The following is a 23,624-nucleotide window of genomic DNA, read 5'->3' as shown; positions in this document are numbered from 1 at the left end:
TTCCCCGGTGTCGAACCCTTTGCTCCCCGGTGTCGAAGAAATATCCTTGCCAGCAGGTATTCAAAGCGACTCAATGATGAACTAAAATGGGTACTATTGCCCAGTAATATTGTAAATAAAGTATCATGAAAAGATTGTTTTCTTTATGTCTGGCTACGATGTTGGCTGGCAATTTAGCTCTTCACGCGCAGAACACGGAACGTGAACTGGTAGTGCAAACGGATAAGAGTAAAGTGGAGATTCAGCCCACTATGTACGGCATCTTCTTCGAAGACATTAATTTCGGGGCAGACGGAGGCTTGTATGCGGAACTTGTGAAAAACCGTTCGTTTGAGTTTCCTCAAACGCTGATGGGGTGGAATACCTTTGGTGAAGTAGAAGTATGCACCGATGAGGCTCCTTTCCCTCGCAATCCGCATTATGTGCGTTTGTCTCGTCCTTCGCATCCTCATAGACAGACGGGATTGGAGAATGAAGGATTTCGCGGAATAGGTATTGAGCAGGGTAAAGAATATCGCTTCTCTGTATGGGCACGTTCACCCAAAGGAGGCGAACAGAAGATTCGTGTAGAACTGATAGGCAAAGATAATAATACAATCGGGCAAAAGGAAATGGTCATTGCATCAACCGATTGGAAGCAATATGAAACGATGATAGGTACCTTCAAGTCAGACCAGCATGCCCGTTTGCGTATCTTTTTTGTAGGTGACGCAACACTGGATTTAGACCATATTTCATTATTCCCTAAAGATACATGGAAGGGACGTAGCAACGGATTGCGTAAAGATTTGGCTCAGGCACTGTCTGATTTGAATCCTGGTGTCTTCCGTTTTCCTGGCGGATGTGTGGTAGAGGGAACTACACTAGATACCCGTTATAACTGGAAAGAAACCCTGGGACCGGTAGAGAACCGTCCGTTGAATGAAAACCGTTGGAATTTCTGCTTCCCTTACCGAATGTTCCCCGACTACTTCCAGTCACGTGGTATGGGCTTTTATGAATTATTCCTATTATCAGAGGATATAGGAGCAGAACCACTTCCTATTATCAATTGTGGCTTGTCATGCCAGTTTCAGAACGAAACGATGGATGCGCATCAGCCTATGGATCATTTGGACTGCTATATTCAGGATGCACTTGACCTGATTGAATTTGCCAATGGTGCCCCGACTACCAAGTGGGGAAAGATACGTGCCGATATGGGACATCCTGAACCCTTTCATCTGAAATTTATTGGCGTAGGTAATGAGCAATGGGGACCCGAATATGTAGAGCGTTTGGAAGCTTTTATGAAGGTTTTGAAAAAAGAGCATCCTGAAGTTGCTATTATCGGAAGTGCCGGTCCGGCTGGTTTTCAGGATCGCTTTGATTATCTGTGGAAAGAAATGAGACGCTTGAAGGTAGAACTGGTTGATGAGCATGATTATCGCTCTCCGGAATGGTTCCTTGCCAGTGGACCGAAGTATGATAATTACGACCGCAAAGGACCGAAAGTTTTTGCCGGAGAATATGCTTGTCATGACAGTGGTGGAGTAGCAGGTGGTTCCAATACAAACAGTTTCCTTTCTGCTATGTGCGAAGCTGCCTATATGACGGGTCTGGAACGAAATGCTGACGTTGTCTGGATGGCAACTTATGCTCCTCTCTTTGCCCATGTGGATGGTTGGCAGTGGAAGCCGGACATGATATGGTTTGATAATACCCGTATGGTGAAAACCCCGAATTACCATGTGCAGCAGATGTTTGGAAACAATACGGGTGATCGTGTAGTACCGGTTACTTTGGATAAGCAACCGTTGAGCGGTCAAGAAGGTCTGTTCGCTTCGGCATCAGTAGATAATAAGCAAGGCAAGTATTACATTAAGATTGTGAATACCACCGAGAAGGCTATGCCGTTGAAACTATCATTCAAGGGACTGAAAAAGCAAGACCAATTAGTGAATGGAGAATTGATTACTTTGCAAGCCTCTGAATTGAAAATGGAGAATACCTTGGATGAACCTGATAAAGTGACTCCGAAGACGACAACCGTTACTTTGTCCGGTAACTCTTTAAGTACTACTCTTGATCCGCAAACAGTGGCAATTTATACATTTGTGAGAAAATAGAAACCAACTAAACACATTTATAGATCATGAGAAAGAATCGAATAACCGGTATAATCAGTGTGATAACTTTGGCACTATTCACTGCTTGCACTGCATCCCAAAAGAAAGCAGAACTTAAAAGCGATTTTGTTGCTGATTGGGATTCATTAGCTAAGCATCAGCCGGCACCACAGTGGTTGCAGGATGCAAAGTTGGGTATTTACTTTCATTGGGGAGTATATACGGTTCCTGCATTCGGCAGCGAGTGGTATCCTCGTCTGATGTATTTTGAGGGTGACGGTAATAATCGTTTTCACAAGGAACATTTTGGTGATCCGGCAACGTTTGGTTATCATAAATTCGTACCTTTGTTTAAAGCGGAGGAATTCAATGCGGATGATTGGGCGGATTTATTTGTAAAGGCAGGGGCTAAGTTTGCCGGACCTGTAGCCGAACATCATGACGGCTTCTCTATGTGGGGATCAAAAGTCAATCCATGGAATGCGAAAGATATGGGGCCTCATAAAGACATCGTCGGCGAACTGAAAAAGGCATTGGACAAGCGTAATATGAAAATGATTACTACGTTCCATCATGCCCGTAACCTGCAACGTTATGCGGATAAACCGGATGAGAAGGAATTTGGTAATAGTCATTATCCGTATCTGAAAGGAACTGATACTGCCAGTGAAGACTCGTTGCTTCGTATTTTGTATGGCAATGTTCCGCAAGATACCTGGGCTGAAAAGTATTGGTTTGGAAAGTTGAAAGAAGTGATCGATGGTTATTCTCCCGATGCCATTTGGTTTGATTCATGGCTTTTCTGCGTACCCGAAGAGTGGAGACAGAAGTTCTGTGCTTACTATATAAATGAATCTGCCAAGAAGGGAAAGGAAGTAGCTATTATATCGAAGAATGCATTACCCAAAACAGTAGCTATTGAAAACCTTGAAAAGTCACGCAAGCAGGAGATACAACCGATAACCTGGTTTACGGATGAAACAGTAAGTACCGGCAGTTGGTCGTATGTAGACAATATGCAGATTAAGGAACCGGGTGAGATACTCAATGTATTGCTCGATATTGTAAGTAAGAACGGTATTCTGTTATTGAATATTTCTCCCGATAAATATGGTGTAATCCCTGAAAATCAACGTCAGGTATTACTGAGCATGGGCGACTGGCTGCACAAATATGGCGAAGCAGTATATGCCACCAGACCTTGGTACACCTTTGGTGAAGGACCGACTAAAGAGCCTGAAGGTTCTTTTGATAATGCACATCTCTTTTTGAAATTGCGCTATACGACGGACGATATTCGCTATACAACTAAAGGGAAAGATATTTATGCAATGGTATTGGGCGTGCCCGAACCGGGAAAAGCATATATGTTGAAAGCTTTTGCTACTGATAGTTTGTCCAAACCACTTACTATAAAGAAGGTGTCGTTGATGGGATATGATAAAGAATTGAACTGGTTGTATGGTAAGAATGGCCTTTCATTCTCTATTCCGGCAGATGCAGGCAAAGTGGATGATAAAGTCTATGCTTTCAAAATAGAAACAGAATAAATAATATGAAGAAACACAATTATCAAAAAGACTTCTATGAAACAGAAAATTGTAAGTTTAGCGGCAGCGGTGGTTTGTCTGCTTTGGGGTAGTTTGTCGGCACAGAACATTCCTTTGCCCGAGCATCCGCGTCCCGACTTTGAGAGATCGGAATGGATAAACCTGAATGGAAAATGGCAGTTTACGTTCGATGCCGGAAAGGGAAAGAGCGCTGCCGAGAGTGGAGTATCTGCCAAGTTTGACCGTGAAATCATGGTTCCTTTTAGCTGGGGCAGTGCATTGTCTGGTGTAGCTAATGAAGGTCATCAAGGATGGTATGCTCGTTCTATAACTGTACCCAAAGAATGGGAAGGAAAGCGCATCTATCTTGTTGTCGGAGCATCTGAGTGGGATACACATGCTTGGTTGAATGGCAAGCCGTTAGGAAATCATAAGGGAGGATATACTCCTTTCGAATTTGAACTGACTTCGTTTATCACAACCTATGGGCAACCTCAAAATCTGGTTATAAGTGCCGATGATACCCCAAGCGACAAACGCCTGGGAGGTAAACAAGGTTATGGCGATGCTCGCGGTCTGTGGCAAACCGTCTATCTGGAAGCTCGTGGAGGAATTTTTGTGGATTATGTGCACTTTACTCCTGATGTAGACCGTTCGATGGTGAAAGTAGAAGTAGGACTGAACAGTCTACCTCAGAAACAAACATCTTTGCGTTTGCGCTTCCGCAACGGTGAGCAGGCAGACTTTGTTTATACTCCGAAGGGCAAAGCCGGAAAATCACTGACGCAGACGTTTGAAGTGAAACTCCAAAACCAGCGTCTGTGGGATTTAGAAACTCCTTATCTGTATGAAATGGAAGTTGCTCTGACAGATGGTGCTAAAACGGTAGATGCAGTAAATACATATTTCGGGCAACGGAAAGTAAGTGTAGTGTCTTTGCCCGGAACTTCTTATCCATACATTGCCTTGAATGGTAAGCCTGTGTATATGGAACTTTGTCTGGATCAGAGCTATCATCCCGAAGGTTTTTATACATTCCCTTCCGATGCTTTCATGCGTGAAGAAATTATGCTTTCCAAACGCCTGGGCTTGAATGGAAATCGCATTCACATTAAGGTGGAACTTCCCCGTAAATTGTATTGGGCCGACCGCCTCGGGTTACTGATTATGGCTGATGTACCCAATTGGTGGGGCGAAGTGAATGACTTGGGAAAAAGTGACTGGGAACACTGTATGCGTCAGCAAGTAAAGCGTGACTACAACCATCCTTCCATTTTCTCATGGGTGAACTTTAACGAGACCTGGGGGCTCTTTACCAAAGAGGACGGCAAGAATATTTATAAACCCGGGACACAAGAGTGGGTGCGTCAAATGTACCATCTGACCAAAAGTCTTGATCCTACCCGTCTGGTAGAGGATAACTCTCCCTGTAACCTCGATCATGTAGAAACGGACATCAATACATGGCATGCCTATGCTCCCGGTTATGCGTGGGAAAATATGCTCGATGATAACTGCCGTAATACATCGACCGGTTCCAAATGGAACTATATCGGTGGTAATGTACAAGCCAATGCTCCGATGCTGAATAGTGAATGCGGTAATGTATGGGGCTACGATGGCAGCACAGGTGATGTAGATATTACGTGGGATTATCATAAGATGATGAATGCTTTCCGTGCCCATCCGCAATGTGCAGGCTGGCTCTATACGGAGCATCACGATGTAATCAATGAGTGGAACGGCTATGTACGCTATGACCGTACTCCGAAGACATTTGGTCTGGATGCTTTCGTGCCGGGCATGACTATGGCAGACTTCCATGCACCTTATTATCTTTCTCCGCGCTGTGAATTGATGCAGGAAGTGCAAGCAGGTAGCCGTGTGGAAATACCGATGTATCTCTCTGTAATGATCGATGAAAATCCGGGAACAATGACAGTGGAAACATCTATTGCCGGTTGGGATGAATTGGGACATGCCGTCAAAGAGCAATCAGCCGGAGCGTCTAAGGTAGATTTTACACCTTATATGAATACCTTAATTCAGCCGGTTAATATTACCCTGCCGGAACAGAACGGTCTTTATGCCGTGCGTTTCATTCTTCGTGGAAAAGCAGGCAATGTCCTGCACCGTAACTTTATACTTTATCGTGTTGTGGGTGGAAAAACTCCTGCCGATTACTGCCCGGTACAGCTTGTTTCTTTCTCTCCTGACAGTTTTTCAAAGGCAGACTGGAGCCTTAAGCAATGGAACGTAATGGATGGCAAAAAGGTGAATGGTGCCGGAGACGGTTTCTTTGAATATCAGGTAGAATTACCTTCCAACATCAATCTTGCTGAGGTACAAAACGTCATTCTTGCTTTCGAAGCCTCTGCCAAAGAGCTTTTCGGCAAAGATGCCAAGGGACTTGATATCATCAATAATGATATGGACTTTATGAAAGGCAGAGGCACACTCGATCCTTGTATGAATCAGAATGCCTATGCACAGACTGACGAGAAACGTTTCCCGTCATTGGTACGTGTCATTGTAAATGGTAATGTTTGCGGAAATGTATCTCTGGAGGATGATCCTGCCGATCATCGTGGTGCTTTATCTTGGTTTGCACAAGGAAAGGTCAACAAACTACAGGAAGCCGGTTCCTACGGCTATCTGGTAGAAGTAAATGTTCCGAAGGAGATACTGATAGCCGGACAGCCGGTTACAGTACGTCTGGAAGTTCCTCAGGGAGTAAAAGGCGGACTGGCTGTTTATGGTAAAGATGCCGGTCGTTATCCTATGAATCCGACTTTTGTCTTTAGCAGCAAGTAAACGACCACTGATACATTCACAAAACTCAATAATGACAAAATACCATGATTAGAAATAGATGGAATAATACTATAGCTGCCTTTTTCTTGGCAGCTATAGCCATGGGGTGTACTCCCAAAAATAGTGATAATTCTGTAATTCCTGCGGATAAAACCGGAATGGAGCATTCTGCGGAACAACTGGCATCTCAGATGAAGGTAGGATGGAATTTGGGTAATTCTCTGGATGCCTATGCCGAAGATTCTGTTACTAGTGAAACTTCCTGGGGTAATCCCGAGACTACTAAAAGCATGATTGATTCTGTGGCCAAAGCCGGCTTTAATGCAATTCGTATCCCTATTCGTTGGTATCCCCATTTTTCGGAAGATGCTAACGGAGTGATAAAGATAGATAGCATTTGGATGCGACGTGTGAAGCAACTGGTTGACTGGAGCCGTGAAAATAATATGTACGTCATCATCAACACACACCACGAGAAGTGGCTCGAAAGTCATGCACTCTATAAAGACTCTGCCGAAGTCTATCGTAAAGAGCGTGCCTTGTGGAAAGAGATAGCTATCTATTTCCGTGACTATGATGAACATTTGCTTTTTGCCGGAACTAACGAAGTTCATATCCCCGATAACTGGGGGCGTCCCGAACAAGAAAATGTAGATGTACAGAATGGTTTCAATCAGATATTTGTAGATGCAGTCCGTGCAACCGGTGGACGTAATGCTTATCGTACATTGATTGTTCAGACTTACGTTACTAACTATGAGTTTGGTCCCGAACTGTTCCGTTTTCCCACTGATCCCACACCAGGGCGTATGATGGTAGAAATGCACTTCTATGATCCCTGGAATTATTGCGGACTAGGTACAGATAAATACTGGGGGAAACCCTGCACTCGTTTCGGAGTGGATGGCGAAGCTCAGGAAGCACGCTTGAAATCTTGTCTGGCTTCTTTGAAACCCATATTTACAGATAAGGGCTATCCTATTATCATCGGTGAATGTGGAGCTGTACGTCATGAAGTAGCTCCGGGTGAAGATAAGGAGGCCATAGAATCCGCACGCGGTTATTATCTGGAAATGATGGTCTCCGAATGTCGTAAGAACGGTGCTATTCCATTCCTGTGGGATAATGGAGCTGCTGTCGGTGGAGGACAAGAACATTTCGGTTTGTTTAATCGCAGAGACGGAATGAAGCAAGCGGATGCTATAGCTATCCCTGCTATAATGAGAGGTACCCAAACACCTACTCCCTGGAAATAATTAGTAAAATTGCAGTGAAGATAATTAGCCTTCACTGCAATTCTTTGTTCTCTATACTGTTTTGAGTAAAATGAGAATACATAATTTTTACAAATAAGTTTCCAAAAGCTTCTTCTGGCAAAGAGTTCTTATTTCACTCACTAAATGAACCTGATTCAGTCAGGGACTGAATGCCTTTCAGTCCCTGAGTCATTGTAGCCCCTCTCAGAAGATATTCTGAAGGTGGTAAAATGAAAGATGACTGATAAGAATGAAGATGGTAAAAAAGTCATACTTTGCATTTATATGCTTTGAATGAAGAACGAAGAATTGGCTGCGCAATCACGCTGCGAAGTAATTCTTCATCCCTCATCCCTCATCCCTCATTCTTCATTTGATTCATTACTGATGGACATTTGAAAAAGTTTGTTTTCTGATAATAAAGGTTTGCTAATGGCTAAAAAAGGGGGTGGTAATGGATAACAAACGTTTTTTGTAAGTTATAAAACCTCTGATGTTGGGAAAGGGCGTAGTTTTGTAACTGAAATCAATAAAATAAAACTATGAGGACAAAGACACTAGTTTGGAGTACCCTATTGGTAATGATGATGCCGATATGTGGACAGGCACAAGAAAAGGCGACTGTAATCATCGATGCTGAAACAGGAACCGAAATCATCAGTAAACATATATACGGACATTTTTCCGAGCACCTCGGACATTGTATTTACGATGGACTTTGGGTGGGAGAAGACTCTAAAATTCCTAATATAAATGGCGTACGCAAGGACATAATAGATGCCTTGAAACATATTCGTATCCCCAATTTGCGTTGGCCGGGCGGTTGTTTTGCCGATGAATATCATTGGAAGAACGGTATTGGTCCTAAAAGCAGTCGCGCACGTATGGTGAATACGCATTGGGGCGGAGTAGTAGAAGACAATTCATTCGGTACACACGAATTCCTTAATATGTGCGAAGAACTTGGTACCGAACCTTATATTTGTGGAAATATGGGTAGCGGTACTGTAGAGGAGATGTCACAATGGGTGGAATACATCACTTTTGATGGCGAAAGCCCAATGGCTAATTTGCGCCGTCAGAATGGAAGAGAGAAGCCTTGGAAGATTCGTTACTGGGGTGTAGGTAACGAAAACTGGGGATGTGGCGGAAATATGAGTGCTGCCGGTTATGCTGAAAACTATCGTCGTTATGCCACTTATTGCCGAAACTATAGTGGAAATACATTGGAGAGAGTGGCTTGCGGTCCTGCCGGTGAAGACCTTCATTGGATGGAAACATTATTTAAAAATATTCCTCTGAATCAGTTGCAATCTGTATCCCTTCATAATTATACAGTGGCAGATTGGGCTAATATGGGCAGTGCTACTAAGTTTACTGAGAACGACTATATCCGTTCGGTATTCAATGCGTCAAGCATGGACGGTTTGTTGACAAAATATAGCACCATCATGGACCAATATGACCCGACAAAGAAAGTAGGTTTATTGGTGGATGAATGGGGTAACTGGTTTAGTGTGGAAGAAGGTACCAATCCAGGATTCTTGTTTCAGCAGAATACAATGCGTGATGCCATTACAGCATCTATTATTTTGAATATTTATAATAAGCATTGTGACCGCGTGAAGATGGCAAATATCGCTCAGTTGGTCAATGTACTTCAATCTTTGATTATTACTAAGGATGAGAAGATGATCCTGACACCTACCTATCATATTTTCGATATGTATAAAGTACATCAGGAAGCTACATTACTGCCTTTGAATATTACGTCGCCTAAATACAGTCATTCGATGATGGAAGTGGATGCCATAACAGCTACAGCCTCGAAAGATGTTACAGGTGCCATTCACGTTTCCATGACAAATATCGATCTGAAAAAGCCGATAGAGGTTACAGTAGACTTGCGTGGTGCATCAGTGAAAAAGTTGACTTCGGGACAAATATTAACTTCAAAAGATATTGCCGATTATAACTCTTTTGATGAATTGAATCGTATTAAGATAGAAGACTTTAAAGGTGCCAAATATAAGAATGGATGCTTGACAGTGAATATTCCGGCTAAGTCGGTAATTACATTGGAGCTGAAATAATAGGTAGAAAGATTGGATTGTAAGTAAGGAAAAAGGTAGAAATTTATATAGGTAAAGTTATGCGAAAAGGTAGAAAACATTGGTTGACAGGGTTAGGAGTAACTCTACTATGTATGGCTTGCGGAGGTTGTTCTGAAAATAAGGAATTATACAAGGACCCTTCGCAGCCGGTAGAGAAGCGGGTGGAGAACCTGATGCAACAAATGACATTGCAGGAGAAGGTGGCGCAGATGTGCCAGTATGTAGGATTGAAACATATGAAGGCGGCAGAGAAGAATATATCTGTCGAGGAAATGGAAAAGAGCCATGCTCAAGGTTTTTATAAGGATCTACACTCTACAGAAGTGGAGAAGATGGCATGTGAAGGATTGATAGGTTCCTTCCTGCATGTTACTGACTTGGAAGAGGCTAATTATTTGCAAACTTTAGCTCAGAAAAGCCGCCTTAAGATTCCTTTGTTGATAGGTATAGATGCTATTCACGGAAACGGTTTATGCCGTGGCGTAACGGTGTATCCTACGCCTATCGGACAGGCTTCTACTTTTGACGTCGATTTGGTAGAAAAAGCATCTCATGAAACCGCTAAGGAGATGCGTGCAACAGGGGCACACTGGACATTTACTCCGAATATTGAAGTGGCTCGCGACCCACGTTGGGGACGTACAGGAGAAACTTTTGGGGAAGATCCGTATGTAGTAACCTGCATGGGAGTTGCCACAGTGAAAGGACTGCAAGGACCGGATTTTAGCCAGCCCGATAATGTAATAGCTTGTATCAAGCACTTTGTCGGTGGTAGTCAGCCGGTAAATGGAGTAAATGGTGCGCCTTTTGATGCTTCTGAGCGGACCATCAGAGAAGTCTTTTTTCCTCCATTCAAAGCTTGCGTTGATGCCGGAGCCTATTCACTGATGACAGCCCATAACGAAGTGAATGGAGTACCTGCTCATGCCAATAAATGGCTGATGACTGATGTACTTCGTAATGAATGGGGGTTTGAGGGATTTGTCGTCAGCGACTGGATGGATATCGAGCGTCTGCACGATTATCATACTGTTGCACCGACTATGAATGATGCTTTCGAACTGTCCGTTGCCGCAGGTATGGATATGCACATGCACGGTCCTGATTTTATGGAAGGGATTATCGCAGCTGTGAAGGAAGGACGTATTTCGGAGAAACGTATAGATGAATCAGTTCGTAAGCTATTGACTGCTAAGTTTAAGCTGGGCTTGTTTGAAAATCCGTACTATGATGAAAATCAGAGTAAGACTGTATTGTTCAGCAAAGAACATCAGGCGACGGCTTTAGAAATGGCACGCAAATCAATCGTTCTGTTGAAGAATGATGATTTACTTCCTTTGAATGTAAAGAAATACAAAAAGGTATTCGTTACAGGCCCCAATGCGAGTACCCATGTCATCTTGGGAGATTGGGCAGTTCCCCAACCGGATGAGAATATTGTCACCATCGTGGAAGGGTTGAAAACAATTTCTCCCGAAACAGAATTCTCTACTTTGGATTTTGGTTGGAATTTGCGAACTATGAGTCCTGAGAAAGTAAAAGAGGCAGGGTTGATGGCACGTAAAGCTGATTTGGCAATTGTTGTTGTAGGAGAGAATTCCATGCGTGAGCAGTGGGGTGATAAGACTTGCGGAGAAAACACAGACCGTTCAGATATAAACCTGCCGGGATTGCAGGAAGAATTAGTAGAAACAATTTATAATACGGGAGTTCCTACCGTCGTTGTATTGGTAAACGGACGTCAATTGGGTGTAGAGTGGATTGCCGAACATGTGCCTGCATTAGTTGAGGCTTGGGAGCCGGGTTCTTTTGGGGGACAAGCTGTTGCCGAAATATTATATGGCAAGGTCAATCCATCCGGCAAACTGCCGGTTACTGTACCTCGCAGTGTAGGACAGATACAGAGTATTTATAACCACAAATTCACTACCGGATGGTTCCCGTATGCCATTGGTAAGAGCGATCCGCTTTATCCTTTCGGTTATGGCTTGAGCTACACGAAGTACAAGTATGATAACTTGAAGATCGACAAGTCCGAAATTGGAAAAGATGAAAGTGTGAAAGTCAGTGTAGATATAGCAAATGTGGGAGAAGTAGATGGGGATGAAATCGTACAGTTATATATTCGTGATGACTATAGTTCGGCTACTCGTCCGGTGAAGGAATTGAAAGATTTCCGTCGTGTCACCTTGAAAAAGGGAGAAATTAAGACTGTCACCTTTGATATAACTCCCGACAAGCTTGCTTACTATGATGTGGATATGAAATATGGAGTTGAGCCGGGTACGTTTAAGATTATGTTGGGAACATCTTCTCGTGACGAGGATTTGCAGAGTGTTGTATTAACGGTAAAATAAATAGTAATACAGATTCTTATGAATATCAGATTAAATTTTAATTTTGCTTCCTATTATGAAACTTAAGCAACTATTAGTGATATTGACGCTGGGATGGTCGGTGATGGTTACTGCTCAATACCCATCAGAGTACAACGTAGTGTGGAACACTCCTTCTACAGGGTCACACGAGTCGATGCCTTGCGGTGGTGGCTCCATAGGTACAAATGTCTGGGTGGAGAATGGGGATCTGTTTTTCTACTTTTCGCATAGTGGAACGTTTGATGAAAGCAATGATTTTCTGAAGGGAGGGCGCGTTCGTATTCATTTATCCCCGAATCCTTTTCTATCATCTGCTTTCCGCCAAGAGTTGAAACTAAATGATGGATGTGTTGAAATAACAGGAGGCGAAGGGAATAATCTGGTGAAGGTAATGCTTTGGGCAGATGTATTTCGTCCGGTAGTTCATGTCGAAATAGATGGCAGACAGAAGGTTGAGGCGGAAGTTAGTCTGGAAAGCTGGCGTCATGAAGACTTTATATTGAGAAAGGACGAAAGCCATGCTAACTCATATAAATTTGCTCCTCCGGCAGGACTGAAAATAACGAAGGATATTATCGACTTTGAAGATAATGCGATTTGCTTTTACCATCGTAACCCGGCGGAAACAGTATTTGATGTGGCAGTAGAACGTCAGGGTATGGCGAAAGTGAAGAATGAGATGATGAATCCGTTGGCAAATCTTACTTTTGGAGGAATGTTGGCAGGTAAATCATTTGTTAGTAAAGGGACTTATGAAGGTGAATATACGGGTACGAAATTTAAAGGATGGACTTTGAAGAGTAGCCATGCCGCAAAGCGCCATGAAGTGAAGTTATATTTGCATAATGAACAGGCTGCATTGGTGACTGATTGGAAGAATGCTCTTCAGAAGTTGATACTTGATGAACAAAAAGTAGGAAAAAAGAGTAAGAACGCCACTTTGGATTGGTGGCATTGCTTTTGGCAACGTAGTTTTGTACGTATAGATTCGGGTAATCGGGATAGTGAAGCGTGGAAAATAGGTAGAAATTATCAATTATTCCGGTACATGCTTGCATGTAATGCTTATGGCAGTGAACCGACGAAATTTAATGGCGGACTATTTACATTCGATCCGATATATGTAGATAGTATACGTGCTTTTACCCCCGATTTTCGTTTGTGGGGTGGTGGAACGATGACAGCTCAGAATCAGCGGCTTGTTTATTTTCCGATGCTGAAAAGCGGTGATTTTGATATGATGCATACCCAGTTTAACTTCTATGAGCGTATGTTGAGAAATGCAGAGTTACGAAGTCTGGTATATTGGGGACATGAGGGAGCTTGCTTTACAGAACAAATAGAGCAATTTGGTTTGCCTAATCTAAGTGAATATGCCTGGCAACCACATCGCCCGGGAATGGATCGTGGTGTAGAGAGTAATCCTTGGCTGGAATATACTTGGGATACGGCATTAGAGTTTGGTTTGATGATGTTGGATGCTTACGATTATAATAATGAACCTATCCGGCCACACTTGTCTTTTATTGAAAGTGCTGTTCGCTTTTTTGACGAGCATTACCGCTATTTGGCTGCGAAGAGAGGAACTATGGAGCTGGATGGAGACGGACATTGGGTTTTATATCCGGGTTCGGCTGCCGAAACTTACAAGATGGCTACCAATGCAACTTCTACCGTAGCTGCTTTAGAAACCATTCTCCGTCGTTTGTTAGAACTACCTGAGACTGAAACAACACTAGAGGAACGTACTCGTTGGGCTGAGTGGTTAAAACGAGTACCTCCATTGAGCTTCTGCGAAATTGATGGTAAAAAGATACTGTCACCCGCCAAGATATGGGAACGTGTGAACAATGAAGAAACACCTCAGCTTTATCCGGTTTACCCGTGGAGGATGTACGGAATAGGTCGTCCGGATTTGAAGGTAGCTGTAGATACATATCTTTATGATCCCAAAGCTTTGAAATTTCGCAGTCACCGTGGTTGGAAGCAAGACAATATTTGGGCGGCATGCTTGGGGTTGACCGAAGAAGCACGTTCATTGACCTTGCAGAAGATGGCGGATGGCCCGCACCGCTTCCCTGCATTTTGGGGACCGGGATTTGACTGGACACCGGATCATAACTGGGGAGGAAGTGGAATGATAGGTATACAAGAAATGCTGCTTCAATCTGTAGGAGATTCGATTTTGGTACTTCCGGCATGGCCTTTGGACTGGGATATACATTTCAAATTACATGCTCCTAAAGGCACTGTTGTAGAGGTGGATTATCGGGAAGGCAAAATTGTGAATTGCTTGGTTACTCCTAAAGAACGTATGAAAGATATTGTTTTTTGTAATAACGGTCTTTAATAGGTATAATTCGACTCTATTTTAAGTCGCTAATCTATAGTTTAATAAACTCTTTTTGCCACAAAACCAATAGGATAAGTTAATCTTATCCATACACCATGCAATAAATAAACTTCCACTGATAACAAGGGCTATTGATATGCATATAAAGCATAAACCGGATGGATCAAAAGAAAATATAGGTATTAAAACTTTAGATGTTATAGTAAATATAGGGGAGAATAATAATATAGATAAAGTATTCTCTCCTATAAAATGCAAAATGTTTTTTATTTTACCGGGTATATATCGGTATACTTCAAGAGAGAAGCTTATTGAAAGATAGGTAATGATGATTCCTGCTAAAGTAAATCTATTTAAGTTCATGGGATAATAGCATAATATGAGGAGTGGGAATATACTTGAAAAAGAAGGTTGGAACACTGAAAGAAAATTTTGTTTGCATTGCCTGATAATAATCCCTATCATAAAATAGATGGCATTAGCCATTGAAATAAGATTGAGCCAATAGGATAGTAGCCAGAAGTTGATTCCTAATAAAATGAAGAAAGAAATCTCATTCATTCGGGAGTGGATTTTTTCTGTTACATAATAAATAGAATAGCCAATAATTAAAGTGTGTAAATACCAATAAGGCCCCATCGGAGATACAAATACCTTATTTAATAAGAGTGATATAGAGATATTTTCTACTTTTTCACGTACCGGTAATATTGCTGACATAAAGACATAGCCTGTTTCCATTATTGCGTAAGGAATGAAAAGCCATACTATTGAAATAATAAACTGTTCTTTTTTAATGTTAGCCAGATAACCTGAGATGATTAGAAAGGCTGGCATGTGAAACGTATAAACGATTTGTTTTACATAAGGGTATTTGTCACCGATGTATGCTAGATGAAAGATGATCATAAGAATGATAAATACACACTTTAGATAGTCTATCTGAAAAATCCTATTCAGCATTTTTCTTTTCCCATTTTATTATTATCTATTAATAGGATAATCTTTTAGATGGAAGACTGCATGGCTAGAGTGGATTTATACTTTACCAACTGAAACGTACTCCAACCGGAATGGTCAGTGTTACTGGATGTTCCTTGCGAATGGTACGTAATTCACTTCCGTCGGGGATATAATAATTGATCGTTGGTTCTATATAAAAGCTGGTATGGGATGTGAAATTATATTGTATGCCCATACTTGCATTGATGGACCATTGCAAAGGTACTTTCAACGACTGTTTGCTTATGTTCATCGGTATACTATCTGTTATATGGTCAGTACGAAGAGTTCCTTTTAGTGGAATACCCACTTGTACACCAGCTGTAGAGTAGAGTGAAAACTTTCGATAACTTCCTAAACGATAAGAAATACGTAGTGGAATATCTACATAATGAATCTTTTGTGTTTCTTGAATGCGGTATTCATTGCCTGTGGTGAATTCCGATTTCAGGAGGGTATATTGCAATCCTGTTTCCAGGCTCCAACGTTCATTAAGCTTTTTGTTTACTGAGAGTCCGATGGTGATAGGTGCATCATGGTGTTGTTGTTCTACAATTTGTCCCTTGTTGTTTTTGGCGATTTCCATTAATGCAATTGAGTCTCCCAGAGTACCTTCCTGATAGCGGGTATTGAGATAATTGTAATAATCTTCCCATGTGCTAACTTGTTGAGGTAAATCGGAACCTATTCCACTATCAGAATGTGGAGTGGCAATAAGTTTGAATAAGCTCTGAGCCAGTTGAGGACCTACTGATCCAGCCAATATAAGCTTCCACTTCATTGTTTTCTTGTTTCGATGTGTGAAGATGAATCTCTCTGCCGGGTGAGAGTCGGAGAGGGTAACTTCTGGTGATTCGGAAATATAAGCCTGTTTGGTAACAGAAGGTATACTTGCTGTAACATCTTTCATGACTAGGGTAGACGGAGCTTTCTCAGTATACACTGGTAGTGGAGCGATGGTTAGAGCTGGTAGTTGCAGGTGTACATCTTTTGGGCAAAAAAAATCAGGTTGGTGGGAATTTGCCAGTATGTTTGCTTGTTTCTTTTCTTTTTTTAAGCTGGGTAATACTATCTTCGAAGAATAACTTTGTTTCTTTTTCCAATAAGTAGGACTATAAAACAATGGAATTAGTAATAACAATAGCAAGATAAGAATTAACCGGTAATTGAGAAGCAGCTTTTTCAGCATTGCTTTTGCACGGTATAGTTGTGAAGACGATGAGTGGGGAGCAATATTTAATAGTTTTCCTATTTCTTTATGAGGTAAACCTTCGAGTACTGCTAATTTGAATACTTTCGAGTAGCCTTCAGGTAGACATTCTACTAATTCCATCATTTGATCGTATGATACGGAATCGGTTTTAAAGGGACTTTCTAGCGGTTCATCCTCTTCGGATATTTCTGATAGGGGGATCGTGTGGAATGAATTATTCTGGTTGAGATAACGGAGTGCAATGTTCTTCATTATGACTCCCATCCAATTTTCCAGTCTTTCTGGATTGCGCAAAGAACCAATGGAAGTGAAAATGACAATGAAACCATCGTGAAGCAGATCTTGTGCAATTTGTCTTTCAGATACATAGCAAAGGCATATTCTCATCATCTTTCCTGAATATGTTTTGTAGAGCAAGTTTAAAGCTTGCTCATCTCCTTTCTGACATAATTCTACAAAATCTTTCTTATCCATATTTTAATAAGATGCGTAAAATAGAATAAGACTGCATCGCTTTTCTCCTTTTAACATTTTAAAAGTAATAATGCTGAGACTGATATGTAAGGTCTATGGTTTAAGCCGCTTACCCCTCTTTGAAGGCATTATGATAGGGGTGGAAACAAATTGTACCTTTGTTAGTAACATTTTAGAGGGTTGTCTTAACCAATCTGTATCCTATAAATAACAATTTCTCAGTTTTCTTCTTGTGTTCATTCATACATTTGCATCGGATTTCTTTTGCATACGAAAAGCAAGCAATAAAATCTTTGATATTAACCATTAAACAATGTACAATGAGAAAAACATTCTTGGAAAAGTGCATAAATCTGCATTTATGCCGTGTTGCATTGGTACTGCTAATGCTGGTACCTGTTAGTCTTTGGGCTAACCCTTCTCAAAACAAAACCATTACGGGAGTTGTGAAATCTGGTACAGACAATGAGCCATTGATTGGTGTCAGTGTCCAGGTGAAAGAAACTTCTACAGGTGGTATCACCGACATGGATGGTCGGTATTCTGTAAGTGCCCAATCAGGGCAAACGCTGATATTCTCTTATATCGGTTACACAACTCAAGAAATTAAAGTAGGTGCTTCTTCTGTTATCAATGTTTCTTTGAAAGAAGATACAGAGATGTTGGATGAAGTAGTAGTAGTGGGTTACGGTGTTCAGAAGAAGAAACTGGTAACTGGCGCTACTGTTCAGGTGAAAGGTGAAAATATTGCCAAACTGAACACTACGAATCCTTTGCAAGCAATGCAAGGACAGACACCGGGTGTCAACATTGCTTCTACTTCCGGTCAGCCGGGCGCAGACATGAAGGTGACCATCCGTGGTTTGGGTACGGTAGGTAAGTCTGGTCCTCTTTATTTGATTGATGGTGTGGGTGGGGATATCTCTACTTTGAATCCCGCCGACATTGAAAGCATTGACGTACTCAAAGATGCTGCTTCTGCTGCCATCTATGGTGCACAGGCTGCCAATGGAGTGGTATTGATTACTACCAAACAAGGTAAGGAAGGTAAAGCGATGATTTCATTTGATGCCTATTATGGTGTACAAAATGTTGCCCGCAAAGCAAATATGCTGAATGCTGAGCAATATAAAGTAATTATGGACGAGCAGGCATTGAATTCTGGTAATGCCGCTTATAACTGGGATTCATACAAAAGTATTTATAATACAGACGGTAGTTTGATAGATACAGACTGGGTAGATGCTATGTTTAAGGATGATGCTACTACTGAAAGCTATACATTAGGTGTTACCGGTGGTTCGGCAACCTCTACTTATGCTCTTTCTTTAGGATATTTGAATCAGGAAGGTGTAGTAGGCGGAAAAGATATATCTAACTATTCACGTTATAACTTCCGTATTAATTCAGACCACAAGTTATTGGGTAATCTTTTGAAGATTGGCGAGCAAGTAAGTTTTGTATATAAGCAGAATAATGGAGTCAATGTAGGCAATCAGTATAATAATACACTGCGCGGTGCATTCGGTACTTCTCCTTTATCTCCTATCTACAGCGATAATGGTTACAGTGGTAGTCCTTATAACGATACCAGCAATTCTGATTGGTACAATGCAGATGGTAATCCTTATGGTGCAATGATGACAAATACAAATAATGAAAATAAGAATGCTACATTTGCCGGTAATATTTATGCTGAACTTCAACCTATCAAGAACTTGAAGATTAGAACTGTATTTGGTGCGGTTTATGGTTCATCAGAATATCGTAGCTTCACTCCGATGTATCAATTCTCTATTTATTCGTACAACACTACCCGTACAAAGGTCTCGCAGAATATGAATACCAGCCTGGGGATGACATGGACGAATACAGCTTCGTATGACTGGACCATTAAAGACCATTCTTTCAATGCATTGATTGGTATGGAATCTTACCGTTATGCAGGCTCGTATGTTGGTGCACAGAATGGTAGCTTGAAAGAAGGTTTCGACGATTGGGATCATGCTTGGGTAGACAATGGCACAGCTACCAGTCAGGACGACGGCATGAAGGCAGAAGGCAAACCTCATGACCAGTCACGTAGTGTATCTTACTTCGGTCGTATTGGCTGGAACTGGAAAGAAACTTATATGATTAATGCTACGTTGCGCGCAGATGGTTCTTCCAAGTTTGCCCGTGGCAATCGTTATGGCTACTTCCCTTCAGTATCGGCTGGTTGGACTATTTCTAATGAAAAGTTTATGGAAAGTACACAAAGTTGGCTCGATTTCCTAAAAATACGTGCTAGCTGGGGACAAGTAGGTAATCAGAATATATCCAATTATCAATATACAGCTCCTATTAAATCCGATCATACCTATTATATTTTTGGTACACAATACGGGGCATTAGCACAATCCGGTTTCTGGGGTGCATATCCTAGCCGCTTGGCTAATGAAAAGATTAAGTGGGAAACATCCGAGCAAACTAACATTGGTCTTGACGCTCGTTTCCTGAATAGCCGTTTGGGTTTGAATGCTGATTTCTATGTGAAGAAAACAAAAGACTGGTTGGTTCAAGCTCCTATTTTGGCTACAGCAGGAACGGGTGGTCCATACATAAACGGAGGTGATGTAAAGAATACCGGTTTGGAGCTTGCTTTATCTTGGAATGATAATATCGGTAAGGATTTCAACTATAATATAGGTTTGAATGGTGCTTACAATAAAAATGAAGTTGGAAACATTCCTACTGAAGATGGAATTATACATGGTTCAACCAACCAGTTGTATGACAATACTCCTGAGTTTTATCGTGCACAGAACGGACATACTATTGGTTATTTTTGGGGGTATCAGACACAAGGAATCTTCCAAAACAAAGAACAGATTGCAAATTGGAATACTGACGGTAAACATGGTATTCTGCAATCAAATCCGCAACCTGGTGATGTTATCTTCGTAGACCAAAATAACGATGGTATAATCGACGATAAAGATAAAGTCGATCTAGGAAGCGGCATGCCTGATTTTACTTATGGTTTCAACTTAGGTTTCAGCTATAAGAATTTTGATTTCTCTCTTGTTGCCAACGGCTCTGTCGGAAATAAGATTGTTCAGTCTTACCGCAACCATACTAATAAAGTTTCTAACTATACAACTGCTATTCTTGATCGTTGGACCGGTGAAGGTACATCCAATCGTATGCCGCGTGTTACAGATACTAATATTAACTGGCAATTCTCTGACCTTTATGTACACGATGGTGATTTCTTGCGTATCAGCAACATCACAATCGGATACGACTTTGCTAAGTTGATTAAGTGCAAAGCTATCAGCCAGGCTCGTTTGTATGCGCAAGTACAAAATGCCTTTACATTTACCAAGTACGATGGCATGGACCCTGAAATAGGATATGGTACCGAAGACAATGGCTGGGTATCGGGCATTGACTTGGGCTACTATCCTCGTCCACGTACTATTCTTGTGGGTGTAAATCTTAAGTTCTAATTCTAAAACATATAAGTATGAATAAGTTTAAAATAAACATATTGGCATTAGGATTTGCAGGTCTCGGACTTACTGCCTGCTCCGAAAGCTTTTTGGATGTGGAGTCCAAAACAGAATCTTCTACCGGTAACTTCTACAAGACGGAAAGTGATGCTTATCGGGCTTTGTTGGGATGTTATGATGGTTGGCAATGCACCACTTCGAATGGTGGTGTGGGCTTTTATATTGCTTCCGAGATGATGGCTGATGAGTGCTTTGGTGGCGTTGGTACTGCTGATGCACGTAATTATCAAGCGATTGACCGCTTTGATATAGCTCAGTCTTCTGCCGACTTGAATATGTTTGAAACAGATTGGAAAAGCTATTATGCTGCTATCTATCGTTGCAATGAGTTGATTACACACGAAGAACAAATTGTTTGGAACAGCACCGAAACCCAAGGAACTTATATGGGCGAGTGTCGTGCCCTTCGTGCATTATGCTATTTTGATATGGTACGCTTGTGGGGTAATATTCCTCTTTTCACTGAACCTGTAAATGAGAACCGTGCGCAAGCCACTCCGGACGAGGTGTACAATGTTATCTTTGAAGATTTGAAGTATGCAGCTACAAATATTCCTGTAGACACATATCCGAAATCGGATGCGGCAACAAACGACGGACATATCACAGCTTATGCCGCTAAAGCCTTGCTGGCACGTGTATATTTGTTCTATACCGGATATTACGGCAAAGAGCCTGCTAACGTAACCAAAGCAGAAGTATTGCAAGGTCTTGAAGATTTTATTAGCGTGGCCGAATCTAAAGGTTATGGCTTGGTAGACAATTTCAAGAACCTTTGGCCGGCAGCTTCATCCTCATGGGCAAAAGATGGTAACAAGTATGTGCAAACCAATACTTATGCCGGCGACGGTAATAAAGAGACCGTATTGGCACAGAAATTCAACTATACACAGAACTATAACGGTGACTCCGATGGCAACCGTTGGTTGGTGATGATGGGAGTTCGTGGCATTACTTCCGCTCCTTACGGACAAGGCTGGGGAGCCTGTACCGTCAATCCTAAAATAGTGAACGCCTATGGTAATGGAGACAACCGCAAGGTAGCATCTATTATTGATCTTGAAACCGAAGGTATTACTAAGGTGCAGGATTTTGTGAAAACTCATGTGAAAGATCAACGCGAATACACCGGCTACACTGTAAAGAAGTATACTCCGATGGGCGAATGGCGTCAAGACGAAAAAACTGGTGAATGGAAGCAGGTTAATGCAGTGCTCGGTTTGGGTGAAGGTGATTTCCAAATCTCTCAATACCAGGATTTCGTAGTGATGCGTTATGCAGATGTACTGTTGATGGCGGCCGAATTGGGTAGCCCGAATGCAAAAGAGTATTTGAACCAAGTGCGCAGACGTGCTTATACTGCTGACGGTACCGTATCGCCCAACTTCGGTGAAGTGGAAGCAACCAAAGAAAATATCTTGAAAGAGCGTATGCTGGAGTTTGCTTTCGAAGGACAACGTTATTGGGATTTATTGCGTCAGGGTATTGACTACGCTGCTGACCATATTGCCGGTTCAACCAATGTGCTGAGTGGAAATACCTCTGATGTAGTAACCATTCAGGCCGAAAAGATTAAGGCAACTAAAGGTTTGTCTCAGATACCATATAACCAGATTACGCTTTCCAATCAAGTATTGAAGCAGAATGAAGGCTGGTGATTAGAGTAATAACAACTTAATAATTCTAAGAATATGAAATTGAAATATATCTATTCATTCATTGCAAGCGTGATGCTGTTGTTCACGGCTTGTTCGCCCGAAGATTTCGATTTGGGAGGAAAGAATATAACGGCCGATGATTTGGTGGAAGGCATTGCCTATACTATTACCCATGATTCGGAGAATCCTAATATCATTTATTTGGAGAGTAAACTGAATAATAACTATACTCCTCTGTGGGAACACCCGCAAGGACGCAGCCAAGACAAGAAGGTTATATTGAAGATTCCTTTTGAAGGAACTTATACGGTGAAGTTTGGTGTTGAGACCCGTGGTGGAGTGGTTTATGGCGAACCCGCTACATTTACTATCGATGATTTCTGTGCAGAGTTTGTAAACAACGATCTTTGGACATTCTTGACCGGTGGTGTTGGTAAATCTAAAACTTGGGTATACGACGATGGTAATTATGGTTATGCAACGGGAGAAATGGACTATTCTGATCCTGCCAGTCCTTTGGGATGGGGTATTCCAGCTTCGGGTTGGTTGCCGGGTAAAGGTCATACAGGTGATAATAACATTTGGGATAGTTATATGACCTTCGATTTGAATGGCGGTGCAAATGTAAAGGTGCATAATACCTATACTAACGGCGATGTTGTAGCCGTGAAAGATGAAACCGGAACTTTTATGCTCGATGTAGATAATCATACGATTACATTTACCGATAGTAATATTATGCATACCCAAGGATGGGATTCTAAAACATTGAACTGGGCAAAAGGTTTGACACTGGTGGCGTTGGATGAAAATCACATGCAAGTTGGTGTAATGCGTGGCGGTAAAGATGTATCTGGTGAAGATCCTTGGTGGCTTGTATGGAACTTTGTTTCTAAAGACTGGGCCGATAGCTACGTACCTGCCGATAAACCAGATCCCGTTCCGGAGATTGACGGAGATGCTAATGAAGTAATTACAACCAGCAAATCAAAGACATGGGCATTGTCTATACAATCTCCGTACGATTGGGCTGCGTTGGATGGATCAATGATGAATAATTTTTCTAAGCCTGAAGATTACAATAATGGTTGGTCTGCTTATGATGCCGATATGATTGCAGCTACTAAATTGGTTTTCACTTCATCAGGTG

At 41.8% G+C, this 23,624-nt stretch carries 11 protein-coding genes and 1 pseudogene; 10 read left to right on the top strand and 2 right to left on the bottom strand.

Features of this window, described 5'->3' with window-relative positions; translation table 11 throughout:
- Window positions 1-125: 125 nt before the first annotated feature.
- The 7 genes from Q1W14_RS12160 (at window position 126) to Q1W14_RS12130 (ending at window position 14,570) form a co-directional block, all read left to right on the top strand.
- Window positions 126-2,108 (top strand): alpha-L-arabinofuranosidase C-terminal domain-containing protein, encoded by a 1,983-nt coding sequence (locus Q1W14_RS12160; protein WP_300701791.1) that lies wholly within the window; start codon window positions 126-128, stop codon window positions 2,106-2,108.
- Between the two features lie 26 nt (window positions 2,109-2,134).
- The gene (locus Q1W14_RS12155) at window positions 2,135-3,658 is read left to right on the top strand and encodes an alpha-L-fucosidase (protein WP_300701790.1); all 1,524 of its coding nucleotides are present in this window, start codon (window positions 2,135-2,137) and stop codon (window positions 3,656-3,658) included.
- Between the two features lie 36 nt (window positions 3,659-3,694).
- A complete protein-coding gene (locus Q1W14_RS12150) occupies window positions 3,695-6,472 on the top strand; it encodes a glycoside hydrolase family 2 protein (RefSeq protein ID WP_300701789.1) in 2,778 nt (925 codons plus the stop codon).
- A gap of 44 nt (window positions 6,473-6,516) precedes the next feature.
- The gene (locus Q1W14_RS12145; protein ID WP_300701788.1) at window positions 6,517-7,728 is read left to right on the top strand and encodes a glycoside hydrolase family 5 protein; all 1,212 of its coding nucleotides are present in this window, start codon (window positions 6,517-6,519) and stop codon (window positions 7,726-7,728) included.
- A 542-nt stretch (window positions 7,729-8,270) separates the two neighbouring features.
- A complete protein-coding gene (locus Q1W14_RS12140) occupies window positions 8,271-9,821 on the top strand; it encodes an alpha-L-arabinofuranosidase C-terminal domain-containing protein (RefSeq protein WP_300701787.1) in 1,551 nt (516 codons plus the stop codon).
- Window positions 9,822-9,880: 59 nt separating this feature from the next.
- On the top strand, window positions 9,881-12,199 hold the full coding sequence (locus tag Q1W14_RS12135) for a glycoside hydrolase family 3 N-terminal domain-containing protein (RefSeq protein ID WP_300701786.1): 2,319 nt from the start codon (window positions 9,881-9,883) through the stop codon (window positions 12,197-12,199).
- Window positions 12,200-12,254: 55 nt separating this feature from the next.
- The gene (locus Q1W14_RS12130; protein WP_300701785.1) at window positions 12,255-14,570 is read left to right on the top strand and encodes a DUF5703 domain-containing protein; all 2,316 of its coding nucleotides are present in this window, start codon (window positions 12,255-12,257) and stop codon (window positions 14,568-14,570) included.
- A gap of 21 nt (window positions 14,571-14,591) precedes the next feature.
- Here the strand turns inward: Q1W14_RS12130 and Q1W14_RS12125 are convergent, their stop codons facing one another.
- Both Q1W14_RS12125 and Q1W14_RS12120 read right to left on the bottom strand, forming a co-directional pair.
- Window positions 14,592-15,536, bottom strand: coding sequence for an acyltransferase family protein (locus Q1W14_RS12125; protein WP_300701784.1), 945 nt, complete (start codon window positions 15,534-15,536; stop codon window positions 14,592-14,594).
- An 82-nt stretch (window positions 15,537-15,618) separates the two neighbouring features.
- A complete protein-coding gene (locus Q1W14_RS12120; RefSeq protein WP_300701783.1) occupies window positions 15,619-17,262 on the bottom strand; it encodes a sigma-70 family RNA polymerase sigma factor in 1,644 nt (547 codons plus the stop codon).
- Window positions 17,263-17,582: 320 nt separating this feature from the next.
- Here Q1W14_RS12120 and Q1W14_RS12115 point away from each other — a divergent pair, with 320 nt between their 5' ends.
- The 3 genes and pseudogenes from Q1W14_RS12115 to Q1W14_RS12105 all read left to right on the top strand — a co-directional run.
- A complete protein-coding gene (locus Q1W14_RS12115; RefSeq protein ID WP_300701782.1) occupies window positions 17,583-20,753 on the top strand; it encodes a TonB-dependent receptor in 3,171 nt (1,056 codons plus the stop codon).
- Window positions 20,754-20,770: 17 nt separating this feature from the next.
- Window positions 20,771-22,474, top strand: a complete 1,704-nt coding sequence (locus tag Q1W14_RS12110; RefSeq protein ID WP_300701781.1) for a RagB/SusD family nutrient uptake outer membrane protein — start codon at window positions 20,771-20,773, stop codon at window positions 22,472-22,474.
- A gap of 33 nt (window positions 22,475-22,507) precedes the next feature.
- Window positions 22,508-23,624, top strand: a pseudogene (locus Q1W14_RS12105) (hypothetical protein); the annotation flags it as partial.

The organism is Bacteroides sp., assembly GCF_030151085.1.
Classification (GTDB): Bacteria; Bacteroidota; Bacteroidia; order Bacteroidales; family Bacteroidaceae; genus Bacteroides.
This window is presented reverse-complemented; position numbering and strand designations above follow the sequence as displayed.

Coding starts and splice junctions, on each gene's coding strand:
- Q1W14_RS12135 (WP_300701786.1), top strand. CDS start 9,881: ATGCGAAAAGGTAGAAAACATTGGTTGACAGGGTTAGGAGTAACTCTA.
- Q1W14_RS12125 (WP_300701784.1), bottom strand. CDS start 15,536: ATGCTGAATAGGATTTTTCAGATAGACTATCTAAAGTGTGTATTTATC.
- Q1W14_RS12145 (WP_300701788.1), top strand. CDS start 6,517: ATGATTAGAAATAGATGGAATAATACTATAGCTGCCTTTTTCTTGGCA.
- Q1W14_RS12150 (WP_300701789.1), top strand. CDS start 3,695: ATGAAACAGAAAATTGTAAGTTTAGCGGCAGCGGTGGTTTGTCTGCTT.
- Q1W14_RS12115 (WP_300701782.1), top strand. CDS start 17,583: ATGAGAAAAACATTCTTGGAAAAGTGCATAAATCTGCATTTATGCCGT.
- Q1W14_RS12140 (WP_300701787.1), top strand. CDS start 8,271: ATGAGGACAAAGACACTAGTTTGGAGTACCCTATTGGTAATGATGATG.
- Q1W14_RS12120 (WP_300701783.1), bottom strand. CDS start 17,262: ATGGATAAGAAAGATTTTGTAGAATTATGTCAGAAAGGAGATGAGCAA.
- Q1W14_RS12110 (WP_300701781.1), top strand. CDS start 20,771: ATGAATAAGTTTAAAATAAACATATTGGCATTAGGATTTGCAGGTCTC.
- Q1W14_RS12160 (WP_300701791.1), top strand. CDS start 126: ATGAAAAGATTGTTTTCTTTATGTCTGGCTACGATGTTGGCTGGCAAT.
- Q1W14_RS12155 (WP_300701790.1), top strand. CDS start 2,135: ATGAGAAAGAATCGAATAACCGGTATAATCAGTGTGATAACTTTGGCA.
- Q1W14_RS12130 (WP_300701785.1), top strand. CDS start 12,255: ATGAAACTTAAGCAACTATTAGTGATATTGACGCTGGGATGGTCGGTG.